The organism is Flavobacterium sp. M31R6 (assembly GCF_013284035.1).
Lineage (GTDB): Bacteria > Bacteroidota > Bacteroidia > Flavobacteriales > Flavobacteriaceae > Flavobacterium.
This window is the reverse complement of sequence record NZ_CP054141.1, coordinates 2954548-2971024: the sequence shown is the minus strand read 5'-3', so window position 1 is coordinate 2971024 and position 16477 is coordinate 2954548. Positions and strand designations below refer to the sequence as shown.

10 protein-coding genes, 2 tRNA genes, 3 rRNA genes and 1 pseudogene are annotated in these 16477 nt (G+C 38.5%); 13 read left to right on the top strand and 3 right to left on the bottom strand.

What is annotated here, in order from left to right:
* Nucleotides 1-188: 188 nt before the first annotated feature.
* Nucleotides 189-1277: a M42 family metallopeptidase gene (locus HQN62_RS12230; RefSeq protein WP_173504559.1), complete on the bottom strand. Its 1089-nt coding sequence runs from the start codon at nt 1275-1277 to the stop codon at nt 189-191.
* A gap of 83 nt (nt 1278-1360) precedes the next feature.
* Between HQN62_RS12230 and HQN62_RS12225 the strand changes: the two genes are divergently transcribed.
* The 6 genes from HQN62_RS12225 (at nt 1361) to rrf (ending at nt 8052) form a co-directional block, all read left to right on the top strand.
* Nucleotides 1361-2032: a DUF4294 domain-containing protein gene (locus HQN62_RS12225; RefSeq protein WP_173504558.1), complete on the top strand. Its 672-nt coding sequence runs from the start codon at nt 1361-1363 to the stop codon at nt 2030-2032.
* An 819-nt stretch (nt 2033-2851) separates the two neighbouring features.
* Nucleotides 2852-4365, top strand: a 16S ribosomal RNA gene (locus HQN62_RS12220).
* Nucleotides 4366-4512: 147 nt separating this feature from the next.
* Nucleotides 4513-4586, top strand: a tRNA-Ile gene (locus HQN62_RS12215).
* A 94-nt stretch (nt 4587-4680) separates the two neighbouring features.
* Nucleotides 4681-4754, top strand: a tRNA-Ala gene (locus HQN62_RS12210).
* Between the two features lie 126 nt (nt 4755-4880).
* Nucleotides 4881-7766: ribosomal RNA gene (locus HQN62_RS12205) — 23S ribosomal RNA — on the top strand.
* A gap of 176 nt (nt 7767-7942) precedes the next feature.
* Nucleotides 7943-8052, top strand: a 5S ribosomal RNA gene (rrf, locus tag HQN62_RS12200).
* Together the 16S, 23S and 5S rRNA genes with 2 tRNA genes alongside form the textbook arrangement of a ribosomal RNA operon.
* 79 nt (nt 8053-8131) lie before the next feature.
* Here the strand turns inward: rrf and HQN62_RS12195 are convergent.
* A pseudogene (locus HQN62_RS12195) lies at nt 8132-8440 on the bottom strand (transposase); the annotation flags it as partial.
* Nucleotides 8441-8609: 169 nt separating this feature from the next.
* Between HQN62_RS12195 and HQN62_RS12190 the strand changes: the two are divergent.
* From HQN62_RS12190 to HQN62_RS12160, 7 genes are all read left to right on the top strand, one after another.
* A complete protein-coding gene (locus HQN62_RS12190) occupies nt 8610-9440 on the top strand; it encodes a 1,4-dihydroxy-2-naphthoyl-CoA synthase (RefSeq protein WP_173504557.1) in 831 nt (276 codons plus the stop codon).
* 88 nt (nt 9441-9528) lie between these two features.
* The gene (locus HQN62_RS12185; RefSeq protein WP_116798085.1) at nt 9529-10044 is read left to right on the top strand and encodes a PH domain-containing protein; all 516 of its coding nucleotides are present in this window, start codon (nt 9529-9531) and stop codon (nt 10042-10044) included.
* Nucleotides 10044-11573, top strand: a complete 1530-nt coding sequence (locus HQN62_RS12180) for a PH domain-containing protein (protein ID WP_173504556.1) — start codon at nt 10044-10046, stop codon at nt 11571-11573. Before HQN62_RS12185 ends, HQN62_RS12180 begins: the two co-directional genes overlap by 1 nt.
* 72 nt (nt 11574-11645) lie before the next feature.
* Nucleotides 11646-12608, top strand: coding sequence for a 1,4-dihydroxy-2-naphthoate octaprenyltransferase (menA, locus tag HQN62_RS12175; protein ID WP_173504555.1), 963 nt, complete (start codon nt 11646-11648; stop codon nt 12606-12608).
* A gap of 43 nt (nt 12609-12651) precedes the next feature.
* Nucleotides 12652-13329 carry a metal-dependent hydrolase gene (locus HQN62_RS12170; protein WP_173504554.1) on the top strand — a complete coding sequence of 226 codons (678 nt, stop codon included), beginning with the start codon at nt 12652-12654 and terminating at the stop codon, nt 13327-13329.
* A 135-nt stretch (nt 13330-13464) separates the two neighbouring features.
* Entirely contained in the window at nt 13465-14670 is a 1206-nt protein-coding gene (locus HQN62_RS12165; RefSeq protein WP_173504553.1) for a tetratricopeptide repeat protein, read from the top strand.
* A gap of 90 nt (nt 14671-14760) precedes the next feature.
* Entirely contained in the window at nt 14761-15804 is a 1044-nt protein-coding gene (locus HQN62_RS12160; protein WP_173504552.1) for an o-succinylbenzoate synthase, read from the top strand.
* Nucleotides 15805-15900: 96 nt separating this feature from the next.
* Here HQN62_RS12160 and HQN62_RS12155 read toward each other — a convergent pair whose 3' ends face one another.
* Entirely contained in the window at nt 15901-16458 is a 558-nt protein-coding gene (locus tag HQN62_RS12155) for an acetate uptake transporter (RefSeq protein WP_173504551.1), read from the bottom strand.
* Between the last annotated feature and the right edge of the window lie 19 nt (nt 16459-16477).

The following is a 16477-nucleotide window of genomic DNA, read 5'->3' as shown; positions in this document are numbered from 1 at the left end:
ACATGACTAATGTGTCATAATTAATCAATTAGACTACTGTCTTTTGTAACGTTTTGGACTAATGTTTTTATATTTTTTTAAATGTAGTTGGAATGGATTCATAATGAAGAGCCTAAGTTTAAACTGTTCAATTAAAAAGAAAATTTTTTTCATAAAAAAAGCACCATTATAAAATGATGCTTTCGTTTTTATTTAAAATAAGAGAAAGTTTCGTTATTCTCAATCTTCAGTAATGTTTCATAAATCAATTTGATTACGTTTTCTACATCCTCACGGTGGACCATTTCAACCGTAGTGTGCATGTATCGCAACGGAAGCGAAATTAAAGCCGAGGCTACACCACCATTGCTGTACGCAAATGCATCGGTATCTGTACCCGTAACTCTTGATGATGCCAAACGTTGGAACGGAATGTTTTTTTCTACAGCCGTATCTAGAATTAGTTCTCTCAAATTATTTTGAACAGCAGGAGCATAGGTAACTACAGGCCCTTTTCCTATTTTAGTATCACCTTCAATTTTTTTGTCAATCATCGGAGTAGTAGAATCGTGACAAACATCAGTAATAATAGCTACATTCGGTTTGATGGTTTGTGTAATCATTTCGGCACCTCTTAAACCAACTTCCTCTTGAACGGCATTAGTGATATACAAACCAAAAGGCAATTTGATGTTGTTCTCGTGCAATAAGCGGGCAACTTCGGCAATCATAAATCCTCCCATGCGATTATCTATGGCGCGACAAACGAATTTATTTTCGTTCATAATCATGAATTCATCAGGATAGGTGATTACACAACCTACGTGAACTCCCATTTTTTCGACCTGTTCTTTGGTTTCACAACCCAAATCAATAAAAATATTACTAATCTTCGGATTTTCTTCTTTATCTCTGTTTCGAGTATGAATGGCTGGCCATCCAAAAACTCCCTTTACAATTCCATTTTTAGTATGGATATTAACACGTTTCGATGGAGCGATTTGGTGATCAGAACCTCCATTACGAATTACGTATACCATTCCATCATCCGTTATATAATTCACATACCAGGCAATTTCGTCAGCATGACCTTCTATAACTACCTTGTATGGTGCATCCGGATTAATAACTCCTACAGCAGTTCCATAGGTGTCGGTAATAAAAGTATCTACGTATGGTTTTAAATAATCCATCCATATTTTTTGACCTTCGCTTTCATAGCCAGTTGGGGAGGCATTATTCAAATAGTTCTCCAAAAAAGTTATGGATGATGCTTTCAATATTGATTCAGTACTCATATAAATTATTTTTTCGCTAAATTAAAAATTTGTCTTTATAGTTCTATATTTAATGTATAATTTTGTGTTAAAAATATTTCTTCATGAAGCTTTATAGAATCTTAGTTTTTTCTTTTTTCATATCACTCTCTGGTTATGCGCAAGACACGAAAACCCAAAATGACAACACTCAAATGGGGTATGTCTTAACAGAAGCCGATAGCATATTTGGAGATACCATAGTACTACCTGAATTGGTAATTGAAAGGCATAAGATGAGTGATGAAGACAAAAAGCAATTTTTGTTACTTCAAAAAAGGGTTTACGCTACTTATCCTTATGCCAGAATCGCAGCCGAAAGATTAACATCGCTGAATAGGGGTATGGCGAAATTTACCAATAACAAGGATAAAAAGAGATATTTTAAAATTGTAGAAGATTATTTAAGTAATGAATTTGAAGCAAGATTAAAAAAACTCTCCAAAAAGCAAGGTCAAATATTGGTCAAGCTAATAGACAGGCAAACTGGAACTACGACCTATGATTTAATAAAGAATCTCAAAAGTGGTTGGAAAGCATTTTGGTCCAATACAACGGCTAGTATGTTTAATATTGATTTGAAATTAAAGTACCAGCCTTATGAGGTCAATGAGGATTATTTAATAGAGACTATATTGGTCAGGGGGTTCGAGTCGGGTAGACTACGTAAGCAAGAGGCTGCAAATCCAATAGATTTTGATAAGTTAGAGGAGTCTTGGAGTAATAAAGTAAAATAAATAAACTTTTGTATTGAGTATAAAAGAGGTAATTACCAAAGTAGTTGCCTCTTTTTTTTGTTTTTAGGCTAATCCCAATATTCAGGAGCTATTTCCCGCTATCCGCTACAATCTTATAAGCCGAACCCCGGCTTATAAGGATTTCCGCTTTTATCGGGGCTAGGGGTCCAGGTTTTTCATAAGAAAGAAAGTGAAAGATTCATATCATATAGATAGGAGATACATTTACAGAAGGAAATCCGCACCTTTATATATAGAATACGAGGTTTGAAAAGGAAAGATTCGTGGAAATGTGTTTTCTCTACATTATATTCAAGCCTTCCCAACCCCAAAACAAACCAAAAAGGAACAAAAGCGATTAAATTATCAGAAATGGCCTATTGAAATTTTGATATCCACAAAAAAGGTCATCTGTAAATTTCAATATATCAATGCATTAAAAATTAATTGTAAAATTAAAGTAAAATAATTGCAAAAAGCCATTGTTTAAACGAATAAACTAGCTACTTTTGCACCCGCAACAACGCACAAGTTCTTTTACATACTGGCAAGCAAACGAATTGAAACTGAAAATTTATTTTCAAAAAATATTCAAAAAAGCTTGTGAGAGAAGAAAAAGCTTTGTACTTTTGCACCCGCTAATCGAGAGACTGGCGCACAAAAAACAAGAAGAACACGTTCCTAGACATATTGAATTGACAGCCGTTCTGATGAAAATCAGAACAAAAGAATAAGAGTAATAGAATCGGAAGATTTGAATAAAGAACCACTAGAACTTCAGTCAAACATTAATAGCTTAAGCAATTAAGCAAGCAATATACGATGAAGAGTTTGATCCTGGCTCAGGATGAACGCTAGCGGCAGGCTTAACACATGCAAGTCGAGGGGTATAGTTCTTCGGAATTAGAGACCGGCGCACGGGTGCGTAACGCGTATGCAATCTACCTTTTACAGAGGGATAGCCCAGAGAAATTTGGATTAATACCTCATAGTATGTGAGAATGGCATCATTTTCACATTAAAGTCACAACGGTAAAAGATGAGCATGCGTCCCATTAGCTAGTTGGTAAGGTAACGGCTTACCAAGGCTACGATGGGTAGGGGTCCTGAGAGGGAGATCCCCCACACTGGTACTGAGACACGGACCAGACTCCTACGGGAGGCAGCAGTGAGGAATATTGGACAATGGGCGCAAGCCTGATCCAGCCATGCCGCGTGCAGGATGACGGTCCTATGGATTGTAAACTGCTTTTGTACGAGAAGAAACACTCCTTCGTGAAGGAGCTTGACGGTATCGTAAGAATAAGGATCGGCTAACTCCGTGCCAGCAGCCGCGGTAATACGGAGGATCCAAGCGTTATCCGGAATCATTGGGTTTAAAGGGTCCGTAGGCGGTTTGGTAAGTCAGTGGTGAAAGCCCATCGCTCAACGGTGGAACGGCCATTGATACTGCCAGACTTGAATTATTAGGAAGTAACTAGAATATGTAGTGTAGCGGTGAAATGCTTAGAGATTACATGGAATACCAATTGCGAAGGCAGGTTACTACTAATGGATTGACGCTGATGGACGAAAGCGTGGGTAGCGAACAGGATTAGATACCCTGGTAGTCCACGCCGTAAACGATGGATACTAGCTGTTGGGAGCGATCTCAGTGGCTAAGCGAAAGTGATAAGTATCCCACCTGGGGAGTACGTTCGCAAGAATGAAACTCAAAGGAATTGACGGGGGCCCGCACAAGCGGTGGAGCATGTGGTTTAATTCGATGATACGCGAGGAACCTTACCAAGGCTTAAATGTAGATTGACCGGTTTGGAAACAGATCTTTCGCAAGACAATTTACAAGGTGCTGCATGGTTGTCGTCAGCTCGTGCCGTGAGGTGTCAGGTTAAGTCCTATAACGAGCGCAACCCCTGTTGTTAGTTGCCAGCGAGTCATGTCGGGAACTCTAACGAGACTGCCAGTGCAAACTGTGAGGAAGGTGGGGATGACGTCAAATCATCACGGCCCTTACGCCTTGGGCTACACACGTGCTACAATGGCCGGTACAGAGAGCAGCCACTGGGTGACCAGGAGCGAATCTACAAAACCGGTCACAGTTCGGATCGGAGTCTGCAACTCGACTCCGTGAAGCTGGAATCGCTAGTAATCGGATATCAGCCATGATCCGGTGAATACGTTCCCGGGCCTTGTACACACCGCCCGTCAAGCCATGGAAGCTGGGGGTGCCTGAAGTCGGTGACCGCAAGGAGCTGCCTAGGGTAAAACTGGTAACTAGGGCTAAGTCGTAACAAGGTAGCCGTACCGGAAGGTGCGGCTGGAACACCTCCTTTCTAGAGCCTTAGTGTTAGTAGCAATACACGCTGAGGAAAGAAGACGAAAAGAACTATTGGTTACAAAAACAAAGATTATATTACTCTTGCTGTTAATTTAAAAAACATGCGTAAAATTAAAAAAAGCGCAAAAATAAGAATGAAGAGTGTCTCGTAGCTCAGCTGGTTAGAGTACTACACTGATAATGTAGGGGTCGACAGTTCGAGTCTGTCCGAGACAACTATTTTCACCTTTAAAAAAAAGGAAATTCTAGAGTTGAGAAGTTAAGAGTTAGACTAATAACTAATTACTAACAACTAATAACTCAAAAAATTGGGGGATTAGCTCAGCTGGCTAGAGCGCCTGCCTTGCACGCAGGAGGTCAACGGTTCGACTCCGTTATTCTCCACAGATCCGAAAGGATAAAAGTTCATTGACATATTGAGATAAGAAATAATAAAAAGTAGAAAGCAGTTTTTTCTAATTTATTAGAGAAAACGAAAAAAAACGGTCGTAATTGATTTTACGATTGGTACAATAAGCAAAATAAGGGCGTATGGGGGATGCCTTGGCTCTCAGAGGCGATGAAAGGCGTGATAAGCTGCGAAAAGTTACGGGGATTGGCACACACGATATGATCCGTAAATACCTGAATGGGGCAACCCACTATGTTGAAGACATAGTACACCGATAGGTGGGCAAACCCGCTGAACTGAAACATCTAAGTAGGCGGAGGAGAAGAAAACAAAAGTGATTCCGTAAGTAGTGGCGAGCGAACGCGGATTAGCCCAAACCAATGTTGTTACGGCAATGTTGGGGTTGTAGGACCACGAGATTTAATGCGGATAGAATTAGAATCTACTGGAAAGTAGAGCCAAAGAAGGTGATAGCCCTGTATAAGTAATAGAAGATATTGATAGTGGTATCCTGAGTAGGGCGGGGCACGTGAAACCCTGTCTGAATTTGGCGGGACCATCCGCTAAGGCTAAATACTCCTGAGAGACCGATAGTGAACCAGTACCGTGAGGGAAAGGTGAAAAGAACCGTGAATAACGGAGTGAAATAGATCCTGAAACCATACGCTTACAAGCGGTCGGAGCCCTTTTGTGGGGTGACGGCGTGCCTTTTGCATAATGAGCCTACGAGTTAACGTTGCTGGCAAGGATAAGTGGTTAAGCCACGGATCCGTAGCGAAAGCGAGTCTGAATAGGGCGCTTTAGTCAGTAGTGTTAGACGCGAAACCGTGTGATCTACCCATGGGCAGGATGAAGCGCTGGTAACACAGTGTGGAGGTCCGAACCGGTTGACGTTGAAAAGTCTTCGGATGACCTGTGGGTAGGGGTGAAAGGCCAATCAAACTCGGAAATAGCTCGTACTCCCCGAAATGCATTTAGGTGCAGCGCACGGCGCAAAGTTATATAGAGGTAGAGCTACTGATTGGATGCGGGGGCTTCACCGCCTACCAATTCCTGACAAACTCCGAATGCTATATAATGTTTCCGTGCAGTGAGGGCTTGGGTGCTAAGGTCCAAGTCCGAGAGGGAAAGAACCCAGACCATCAGCTAAGGTCCCCAAATATATGTTAAGTTGAAAGAACGAGGTTTGTCTGCCCAGACAGCTAGGATGTTGGCTTGGAAGCAGCCATTCATTTAAAGAGTGCGTAACAGCTCACTAGTCGAGCGGACGAGCATGGATAATAATCGGGCATAAACATATTACCGAAGCTATGGATTTAGAGTTTACTCTAAGTGGTAGGGGAGCATTCTAACAGGGTTGAAGGTGTATCGTAAGGTATGCTGGACTGGTTAGAAAAGAAAATGTAGGCATAAGTAACGATAATGCGGGCGAGAAACCCGCACACCGAAAGACTAAGGTTTCCACAGCTATGCTAATCAGCTGTGGGTTAGTCGGGACCTAAGGCGAACCCGAAAGGGACAGTCGATGGACAACGGGTTAATATTCCCGTACTACTGATTACTGTGATGGGGTGACGGAGTGATGAAAGCGCCGCGAACTGACGGAATAGTTCGTTGAAGTACCTACCTATAAGCTGCGCAGGCAAATCCACGCGGCTTGGGGAAATACGATAGTACTCGGAGTCTTCGGACAAAGAGATAGTGCGCCTAAGGGCTTCCAAGAAAAACCTCTAAACTTCAGGTAATTAGTACCCGTACCGCAAACCGACACAGGTAGTCGAGGAGAGAATCCTAAGGTGCTCGAGAGATTCATGGCTAAGGAATTAGGCAAAATAGACCCGTAACTTCGGGAGAAGGGTCGCCTCTGAGTAATCAGAGGCCGCAGTGAAGAGGTCCAGGCGACTGTTTATCAAAAACACAGGGCTCTGCAAAATCGTAAGATGAAGTATAGGGCCTGACACCTGCCCGGTGCTGGAAGGTTAAGAGGAGATGTTATCTTCGGAGAAGCATTGAATTGAAGCCCCAGTAAACGGCGGCCGTAACTATAACGGTCCTAAGGTAGCGAAATTCCTTGTCGGGTAAGTTCCGACCTGCACGAATGGTGTAACGATCTGGACACTGTCTCAGCCATGAGCTCGGTGAAATTGTAGTAACGGTGAAGATGCCGTTTACCCGCAGTGGGACGAAAAGACCCTGTGCACCTTTACTATAGCTTAGTATTGACCTTGGATAAATGATGTGTAGGATAGGTTGGAGACTGTGAAGTGGCGTCGCCAGGCGTTGTGGAGTCATTGTTGAAATACAACCCTTTGTTTATCTGAGGCCTAACCCCGAAATTCGGGGGACATTGCTTGGTGGGTAGTTTGACTGGGGTGGTCGCCTCCAAAAGAGTAACGGAGGCTTCTAAAGGTTCCCTCAGTACGCTTGGTAACCGTGCGTAGAGTGCAATGGCATAAGGGAGCTTGACTGAGAGACATACAGGTCGATCAGGTACGAAAGTAGAGCATAGTGATCCGGTGGTTCCGCATGGAAGGGCCATCGCTCAAAGGATAAAAGGTACGCCGGGGATAACAGGCTGATCTCCCCCAAGAGCTCATATCGACGGGGGGGTTTGGCACCTCGATGTCGGCTCGTCACATCCTGGGGCTGGAGAAGGTCCCAAGGGTTGGGCTGTTCGCCCATTAAAGTGGCACGCGAGCTGGGTTCAGAACGTCGTGAGACAGTTCGGTCTCTATCTACTGTGGGCGCAAGAAATTTGAGTGGATCTGATTCTAGTACGAGAGGACCGAATTGGACTAACCTCTAGTGTATCTGTTGTCCCGCCAGGGGCACCGCAGAGTAGCTACGTTGGGAAGGGATAAGCGCTGAAAGCATATAAGCGCGAAACCCACCACAAGATGAGATTTCTTTTAAGGGTCGTGGGAGATGACCACGTTGATAGGCTATAGATGTAAAGGCAGTAATGTCATAGTCGAGTAGTACTAATAACCCGTAAGCTTATGTACACCTTTTCCCCCGATGCAAGTCGGGGGGAGAAACTTTCTAATACTTTTTATGTTCTTTATCTCAGTATGTTAAGATATTATTTTAATTATTAATGGTTAATGATCACCCGAGGCGAAAGCCGAACGGAGCGAAGCTAATTATTAATTAAAAAAGTTGTCCAAAGCAACTAACGACTTAAGGTGGTTATTGCGGCGGGGCTCACCTCTTCCCATCCCGAACAGAGTAGTTAAGCCCGCCTGCGCAGATGGTACTGCAGTTATGTGGGAGAGTATGTCGCTGCCTTTTTTTACAAAACCCCGTTTCGAAAGAAACGGGGTTTTTTCTTTTATAAAAGTTTTAGGGGATCAGGTGCAAAAGTTGGGGATTATGCAAAAAGATTCGATAATCTGAACAAGAAAAAATCTATATTTCTCACTCCTCTAAATTGACTTCTAAAAGCTTTTATTTTTGCATTGAAAGATTCGGTAGAAGCATTCGTACTTCTGTTATCAAAATAGTTTAAGATTGATTTGTAATTTAAAGTTATGGTATTGAGTAGAATATTAAAGTTTTTAAAGCCTGATTCTTCTACGTTTCTATACCAATGAGCTAGTTTGGTCATGGCAATATGCTTATCATTATTTTTATTGTAAATCCCTCGGAGTTGTTGATTTAGATTATAGGCTGTCTTTATATGGCTCTTTCCAAAAATGGGGTCTCGCCCTAATTTCTTGCATCAATAGATAAATATGCTTATTTTGAATTTTATTTATTGGCTGTAATGTAGTTTTAAAATATTTTATGCTTTAAAAATGTAAAAAAATGGTTTATTTTTACAGTAAAATAATTTAAAAGTTAATAGAATGGATTGGATTACCGCCAAAGAATTTGAAGATATAACCTATAAAAAATGTAATGGTGTTGCTAGAATTGCATTTAACAGACCTGATGTGCGCAATGCATTTAGACCAAAAACAACATCTGAATTATACCAAGCTTTTTATGATGCGCAAGAAGACACATCTATAGGTGTGGTTTTGCTTTCTGCTGAAGGACCTTCTTCTAAAGACGGGGTGTATTCTTTTTGTAGTGGAGGAGATCAAAATGCCCGTGGACATCAAGGTTATGTGGGAGATGATGGACAACATCGTTTGAATATTCTTGAGGTGCAACGATTAATACGCTTTATGCCAAAAGTGGTTATAGCTGTTGTTCCGGGTTGGGCAGTTGGCGGTGGACACAGTTTGCATGTGGTTTGCGATATGACTTTGGCTAGTAAAGAACATGCTATTTTTAAACAAACTGATGCCGATGTAACCAGTTTTGATGGAGGATACGGTTCAGCTTATCTTGCCAAAATGGTCGGGCAGAAAAAAGCACGTGAGATTTTCTTTTTAGGGCGTAATTATTCGGCTCAAGAGGCTTTTGAAATGGGTATGGTTAATGCCGTTATTCCACACGCGGAATTAGAAGACACTGCTTACCAATGGGCTCAAGAAGTTTTAGGAAAATCTCCTATGGCTATCAAAATGCTTAAATTTGCCATGAATCTTACTGATGACGGTATGGTGGGGCAACAGGTGTTTGCGGGAGAAGCAACAAGATTGGCTTATATGACCGAAGAGGCCAAAGAAGGTAGAAATGCATTTCTTGAAAAGCGTAAACCGAATTTTGAAAAAAAATGGCTGCCATAAGAAAAGTTTAAAGGTTTAAAAGTTTCAGGTTTTAAGTTTCACATTTGTGCTGAAACCTGAAACTTGAAATCTGAAACAAAAGTTATAAATGGAAGATTTTACAAACGAAACTATCGATACTACGCAACTTCCAAAATATGAGGAAGTTGAATTCTCTGTTTTGCATCCCAATTATTGGAAAGTTATTTTGATAAGCCTATCGGTTTTCTTTTTGATTACTGGAATTGGTTTAGGACTTGCATTATATTTTAATGAGGAATTAGCCGTGTTTATTACGGAATTGAGTATAGCTTATGTTGTTTTGTTGCTAATTGTGCTTTTCTTTTGCAGATTGGGTTTCAAGAAAAAAGGTTTTGCATTTCGTAATCATGATGTGTTGTTCAGACATGGAATAATTGCGACGAATACTCTTGTAATTCCATATAACAGAGTGCAACATGTAGCTTTACATGAAGGGTTATTATCCCGATTTTTTGGTTTGGCCAAAATAGAAATTTTTACTGCTGGTGGTAGCTCCAGTGATATTGAAATTCCTGGAATTGCCAAAGAACAGGCCGAAAATATCAAGCAGCTTTTGATGGGTAAAATTCAAAAACAATTGTGATGGAGGAGGATTTCGGTAAGCCTCAGCGACAGTCCATTGTGGGGATTTTTGTAATGTTCATTTATTCTATTCAGGGTTATGCAAAAGCATTTTGGCCTTTATTGGTAATTTGTATCCTTAAATTTAATGAGTTTGATAAATTAAATGTATTAATAGGTGTATTGATTGTTTTGGCTTTTTTTTCTATTATGGGAATTATATCCTATTTAAGATACTTGAACTTCACATTTTATATCGATCACGAAAATAATGAGTTTATTATAACTGAGGGTATTTTAAATAAAACTATAACAACTATCCAGCTTTATAAAATTCAGCAAGTAAATATCAATCAGTCTTTAATCCAAAGATTAGTAGGTGTCTATGAATTGGTTGTCGATACGGCAGGTTCTAATAAAAAAGAGGGAAGTATCAAGGCAATTTCGCACGCTTTGGCATTGGACCTAAAAACTCGGTTATTGGAAAATGAGAGTAAAAAGGCTTTGGTTTTTCATGATGACATCACCGCTTCAGATGAAATTTCAATTGAGAAAAGAAGCGATGTTGAAATTCCGTTTATAAGGATCAGTTTTTTGAGTTTATTGAAAATTGGAATTACCTCAAATTATGTAAAAAGTTTTTTTGTTTTGTTGGCTTTTTTTATTTCGCTCTATGATCATATTAAACAAATTACAGGAAGAGATGTTTTAAATGATCAAAATATTGAGGATTACGTAGACAGAAGCCAGATTGCGACAGCATTTTTAACATTATTTATCGTTTTCTTTTTGACGGTAATTGTCATTAATTTGGTAAGAACTATTTTTACTTACTTTGATTATAAAATTGCAAGACAAAAAGGCTCTTTGTTACTGTCTTATGGTTTGTTGAATACTAAAAGTACTATTATAAAGCCAGAGAAAGTTCAAATTACAAGTGTTACACAGAATTTTTTCCAAAAGAAAATGAATGTTTTACAGCTAAAAATAAAACAGGCAACTGGTGGAGAAAAAGAAGGCAATAAACAGCTTATCGAAATTCCAGGTTGTAACGAATTAGAAAAAGAGGGAATTCTGAAACTGTTATTTAAAAAAATTCCTGAAAAGGGAGTAATGTTAAAGCCTAATTTTAGAAAACTCGGTTTTTCTGTTTTTCTAACAATTGGATTGCCATTATTAGGGTTCTATTTTATTAGAGATTTCATAATGGAACAATTGCCCATGAGTGATTATTTAGTATTGTTGTATGTTATTTTTGTTGGAATTATTCAATTTTATATATTCAAAAACAACCGACTCTACATAAACAATGACTTCATAATCTTGCAGAGTGGTGCTTGGGATGTTACGAACAAAATTATTTTACCCAGTAAAATTCAGGCGATTACAACTTCTCAACTATTTTGGCATAAAAATATCAATATTGGATCATTAACTTTGCATACTGCTGGAGGGAATATTAGTTTTCAATTGGGTAATTTTACAGCTATAAAACAATACGTTAATCTTTGGTTGTACGAAATGGAAACTTCCGATAGTAATTGGATGTAAAAAATAGTTTCAAGTTTCAGGTTTCATGTTTGAAGCTTGAAAATAGGAGACTTTAAACTTTAAACAAAAAATATGAAACACTGGATTGAAGCAGCAAGATTAAGAACATTACCATTATCAGTTTCTGGAATTATAGTAGGAAGTATGTATGCATTGGCAAACCCTACCGAGAATGTACTTACACCAACAGAAGTTTTTAATTGGGAAATTTTTGCTTTTGCCTTATTGACAACTTTAGGGTTACAGGTACTTTCTAATTTTGCCAATGATTACGGCGATGGAGTTAAAGGAACCGATAATGAAGATAGAGTAGGGCCAAAACGTGCAATCCAAAGCGGTGTGATAACGCCACAAACGATGAAAAAAGCACTTGTGATTACTTCTGCACTAACTTTGGCTTCTGCAATATTCTTGATTTATGTTGCTTTTGGTGAAACCAATCTTGTTTATTCCTTATTTTATTTAGTATTGGGAATTTTGGCGATTGCTTCAGCGATTCGTTATACAGTGGGAGCTTCGGCTTATGGATATCGTGGATATGGAGACATTTTTGTTTTTGTGTTTTTCGGTTTAGTAAGTACTTTAGGGGTTAATTTTCTATATTCAAAACAATTGGATTTGGTACTTATTTTGCCAGCTATGGCAATTGGATTATTAAGTGTAGGAGTTCTGAATTTAAACAATATGCGTGATCAAGCTTCGGATGCCAAGTCAGGAAAGAATACCATCGTGGTGAAAATAGGAGCAGAAGCAGCCAAAAAATACCATTACTTTCTAATCGTTACCGCTATGGTATCAGTACTTGTTTTTGCAGTATTGAGTGGTTTTCATTTCGATCAATATTTGTTTTTATTGGCTTACATTCCGTTGACTAAGCATTTAATTACAGTTTCTAAAAACCAAGATCCAAAACTACTTGATCCAGAATTAAAGAAAGTGGCATTGAGTACCTTTTTGCTTTCGATATTATTATCTTTATGTATGATTTCTTTAATTTCAGACATCATTGTAAATGTTTTCTTGGGAGGAAGATAATTTTATAATTTTTGCAATATTTTAATTTTAAATCTAAAATAAAATGAAAATAACATTCTACGGTCACGCCTCTTTAGGAATTGAAGTTGGTGGTAAGCACATCCTTGTGGATCCTTATATTTCGGCAAATCCAAAAGCCGCACATATTGATATTAATACGCTAAAAGTAGATTTTATCTTATTGACTCACGCACACGGAGATCATATTCTGGATGTTGAAGCCATTGCGAAACGCACCAGTGCAGTGATTGTTTCTAATGCTGAAATCGCTGGATATTACGGTAAAAAAGGTTTTCAATCGCATCCTATGAATCATGGTGGAAGCTGGAATTTCGATTTCGGAAAACTAAAATATGTAAACGCCATTCACTCTAGTTCTTTTCCGGACGGAAGCTATGGTGGGAATCCTGGTGGTTTTGTAATCGAGGGTGAACATAAAAACATCTACATTGCTGGCGATACTGCACTTACAATGGATATGAAGCTCATTCCGATGCGCACCAAACTCGATTTGGCTATTTTTCCTATCGGTGATAATTTTACAATGGATGTGGATGATGCCATAATTGCCTCTGATTTTGTTGAATGTGATAAGATTCTAGGTTATCATTACGATACATTCGGGTATATCGAAATCAATCACGAGGAAGCCATCAAGAAATTCTTTGACAAAGGAAAAGACTTGATGTTACTAGAAATTGGCAGTTTTATCGAATTATAATTAGGAGCTATTTCCTGCTATTCGCTACAATCTTGTGAGCCGAACCCCGGCTCACAAGGATTTTCACTGCTATCAGGGCTATGGTATTCCGTTATTTAATATCTTTTATTTTAAAGAAAGATCAATATTTTCATAATGAAGAAAAAATATTTTCTATTATTTATTGCGCTTCAATTCTCCATCAATGCTTTCTCGCAACAAGACGGTTATTGGGATAAAGACCGTTCCACTACCAAAGAAATTAATGTTTCGGCAAGAGATCGAATTATTATCAAAACTGAGGATTTGCCCCTTGGTACCACTGAAATTGTATATAGAATCACGCTTTTGGACGAAAATCAGCAACTGGCAAGCAGTTTGGTTTCTGTCTTAAAATCAATTCCCGATCCAACTGGAATCAGTCAGGGTTCTGCTGGAGCCGTTTTTGTCTTGTCAAAAATTTCTGGTGACGATAAATGTACTTATGCTATTTTTTCTGATGATAAATTAGCTGCAGAATATAAAGATTCGGGAAAAACTCTCGAATCCTGTTTGATTCAGGACGAACCAGTCAGTAAAGATGCCAAACGTCTTTCTGTTGATAAATCAAGTTGTCTTAACGGAAATTCTACCGTTTTATGGTTTGGTTTTGAAAGCAAGAATTGGATTATGAAGCAAAAAATTATTCTGGAAGTCGTGCCTTGGGTAGATAAAAAATTAAGCCGAGGATGGAGTTTGGATAACCGAAAATCCATTATTGATCAATGTAAAACCTCCAATTTGGCTCAAAAAATGGTTAATTCGGATAACTTTTGCGTATGCGTATTAGACAAAATTCAAACTAAGTACAAATACCAAGAGTTTCAAAAATTATTACCGGTAGAACGTTCCAAAGTTTTTAAAGATGCTGGAGATAATTGTTTTGGCGAAACGAGCACCTCTAGTGCGGTTTATGCCGACTTGCGTAAAGAAGCATCACTTTTGATAAAAAAGGGCAAATATGGTGATGCAATTGAGAAATTAGGGGTAATTATAAATGATGGTAAAGCTACAGTTCTGGATTATAATGCAATTGGGAGCAGTTATCTTTTGACCAAACAATACGGAAAGGCTTTAAAATACCTCAAAGATGGTGAAAAACTTGATGATACTGAGTTGTTGATTCAATTGAATTTAGCCCACGCCTATTTGCTAAATGATAATTACAAAGAAGCCAAAAAAATCTACAAGAAATACCAAAATCAAAACGTAACAGACAGCTTGAGTTGGACTCAAAAAACAGAACAAGATATTCTGGCTTTCAAAAAAGCTGGAATTCAGAACGAGGATTTTGAGAAAGTGCTGAAATTGATGAAAGAGTAAGCGATAGTTGGCAGTATTCAGTTTGGAGTGAGCAGTATTTTGTTTGCGATAATTTAATTTTTAGTATTCATTAAATCTAAAATCTAAAATATGATAGCGTCTTATCATAAATACATTCTAAACTTCAAACGTCCATCAGGAACTTCCCGTGGTGTAATGACCGAAAAAGAGACTTGGTTTATTGTTTTGGAGCAAAATGGTAAAAAGGGGATAGGTGAGTGTGGAATACTAAGAGGGCTGAGTATTGATGACCGTCCCGATTATGAGGAAAAATTGAAATGGACTTGCGTCAATATTCATCTCGGGAAAGATAAACTTTGGGATGCTTTATTAGAATTTCCTTCAATACAGTTTGGAGTCGAAATGGCGTTCCTGTCTTTGGCTAGTGAAACTCCTTTTTTACTTTTTCCTTCAAGCTTCACAAATGGTGCAAAATCAATCGAAATAAATGGGTTGGTTTGGATGGGAGAAGAGGCGTTTATGAAGCAACAAATCGAAGAGAAATTAGTCAATGGATTTCGATGTATTAAACTCAAAATTGGTGCCATAGATTTTGATAAAGAACTGCAATTATTGCGTTTTATTAGACAACATTTCACTGCGGAACAAGTCGAAATACGAGTTGATGCAAACGGTGCTTTTGCTTTAAATGATGCTTTATTTAAATTAAGTCAATTATCTGAATTTAAACTACATAGTATTGAGCAGCCGATTCAAAAAAACAACACTGACAGTATGGCAGAGTTGTGTAAAACGACACCTTTTCCTATTGCATTAGATGAAGAACTGATAGGAGTGTTTACAGCTGTTAAAAAAGAAGAATTGTTACTCAAAATAAAACCGCAATACATCATTTTGAAGCCTAGTTTTGTGGGTGGATTTCAGGGTACTCAAGAATGGATTTCCTTGGCTGAAAAACACAATATCGGGTGGTGGATTACTTCGGCTTTGGAAAGTAATATTGGATTGAATGCTATCGCTCAATGGACATTTACATTGAATAATTCAATGCCACAAGGATTAGGAACAGGGGCATTATATACCAATAATTTTGATTGTCCATTACTGGTTTCTGAAGGACAATTATGGTATAGTAGTGAATTGGATTGGAATTTGGAAATTGATGCTTTTTAGGTCTTTAAACAAAAAAATAAAACGTATTAAAAGAAAAAGGCACAAAACAGATATTGTTTTGTGCCTTTTTCTTTTAGTATAATTAGAATTCTGATATTAGTAAGGTAGTACTCTTTTGTTTTTTGTTTCTTCCAAAAGTTCGGCTACTGCTAAATAAAAAGCACTGCTACCACAAATTACACCAATCACACCAGCAACAGGAGATAAAGCTTCAATTCCGGTAAATTTTTCTATAGCCAAAACGAAAAACAAAATGGTTAATGATAAAAAGACAAATTGCTGTACTTTGCTGCCACCCCAAGTTCCCCACCACATAAAAGCAGTAAAAATCCCCCAAAGAGTTAAATAACAACCGAAAAATGGTGCAGGAGTTGTTCCTGCCATTTCAAATCCAGTATTTGGAAAAAGCCAAATACCAACCAAAGTAAGCCAAAAGAAACCATAGGAAGTGAAAGCAGTTCCTGCAAATGTTTTTCCGTTTTTATATGATAGTATTCCGGCAATTATCTGTGCCAATCCTCCATAAAAAATGCCCATTGATATGATAACGGCACTTACCGGGAAAAATCCCAAATTGTGGATGTTTAATAAAATTGTGGTCATTCCAAAGCCCAAAAGGCCTAAAGGTGCTGGATTAGCTGTTTTGTTCTCCATTTTTGGTTTGTTAGTAGTT

Excerpts from the sequence above, each read along its gene's own strand:
- HQN62_RS12225 (WP_173504558.1), top strand. The coding sequence starts at position 1,361 with ATGAAGCTTTATAGAATCTTAGTTTTTTCTTTTTTCATATCACTCTCT.
- HQN62_RS12185 (WP_116798085.1), top strand. The coding sequence starts at position 9,529 with ATGGAAGATTTTACAAACGAAACTATCGATACTACGCAACTTCCAAAA.
- HQN62_RS12190 (WP_173504557.1), top strand. The coding sequence starts at position 8,610 with ATGGATTGGATTACCGCCAAAGAATTTGAAGATATAACCTATAAAAAA.
- HQN62_RS12160 (WP_173504552.1), top strand. The coding sequence starts at position 14,761 with ATGATAGCGTCTTATCATAAATACATTCTAAACTTCAAACGTCCATCA.
- menA (WP_173504555.1), top strand. The coding sequence starts at position 11,646 with ATGAAACACTGGATTGAAGCAGCAAGATTAAGAACATTACCATTATCA.
- HQN62_RS12230 (WP_173504559.1), bottom strand. The coding sequence starts at position 1,277 with ATGAGTACTGAATCAATATTGAAAGCATCATCCATAACTTTTTTGGAG.
- HQN62_RS12180 (WP_173504556.1), top strand. The coding sequence starts at position 10,044 with ATGGAGGAGGATTTCGGTAAGCCTCAGCGACAGTCCATTGTGGGGATT.
- HQN62_RS12170 (WP_173504554.1), top strand. The coding sequence starts at position 12,652 with ATGAAAATAACATTCTACGGTCACGCCTCTTTAGGAATTGAAGTTGGT.
- HQN62_RS12155 (WP_173504551.1), bottom strand. The coding sequence starts at position 16,458 with ATGGAGAACAAAACAGCTAATCCAGCACCTTTAGGCCTTTTGGGCTTT.
- HQN62_RS12165 (WP_173504553.1), top strand. The coding sequence starts at position 13,465 with ATGAAGAAAAAATATTTTCTATTATTTATTGCGCTTCAATTCTCCATC.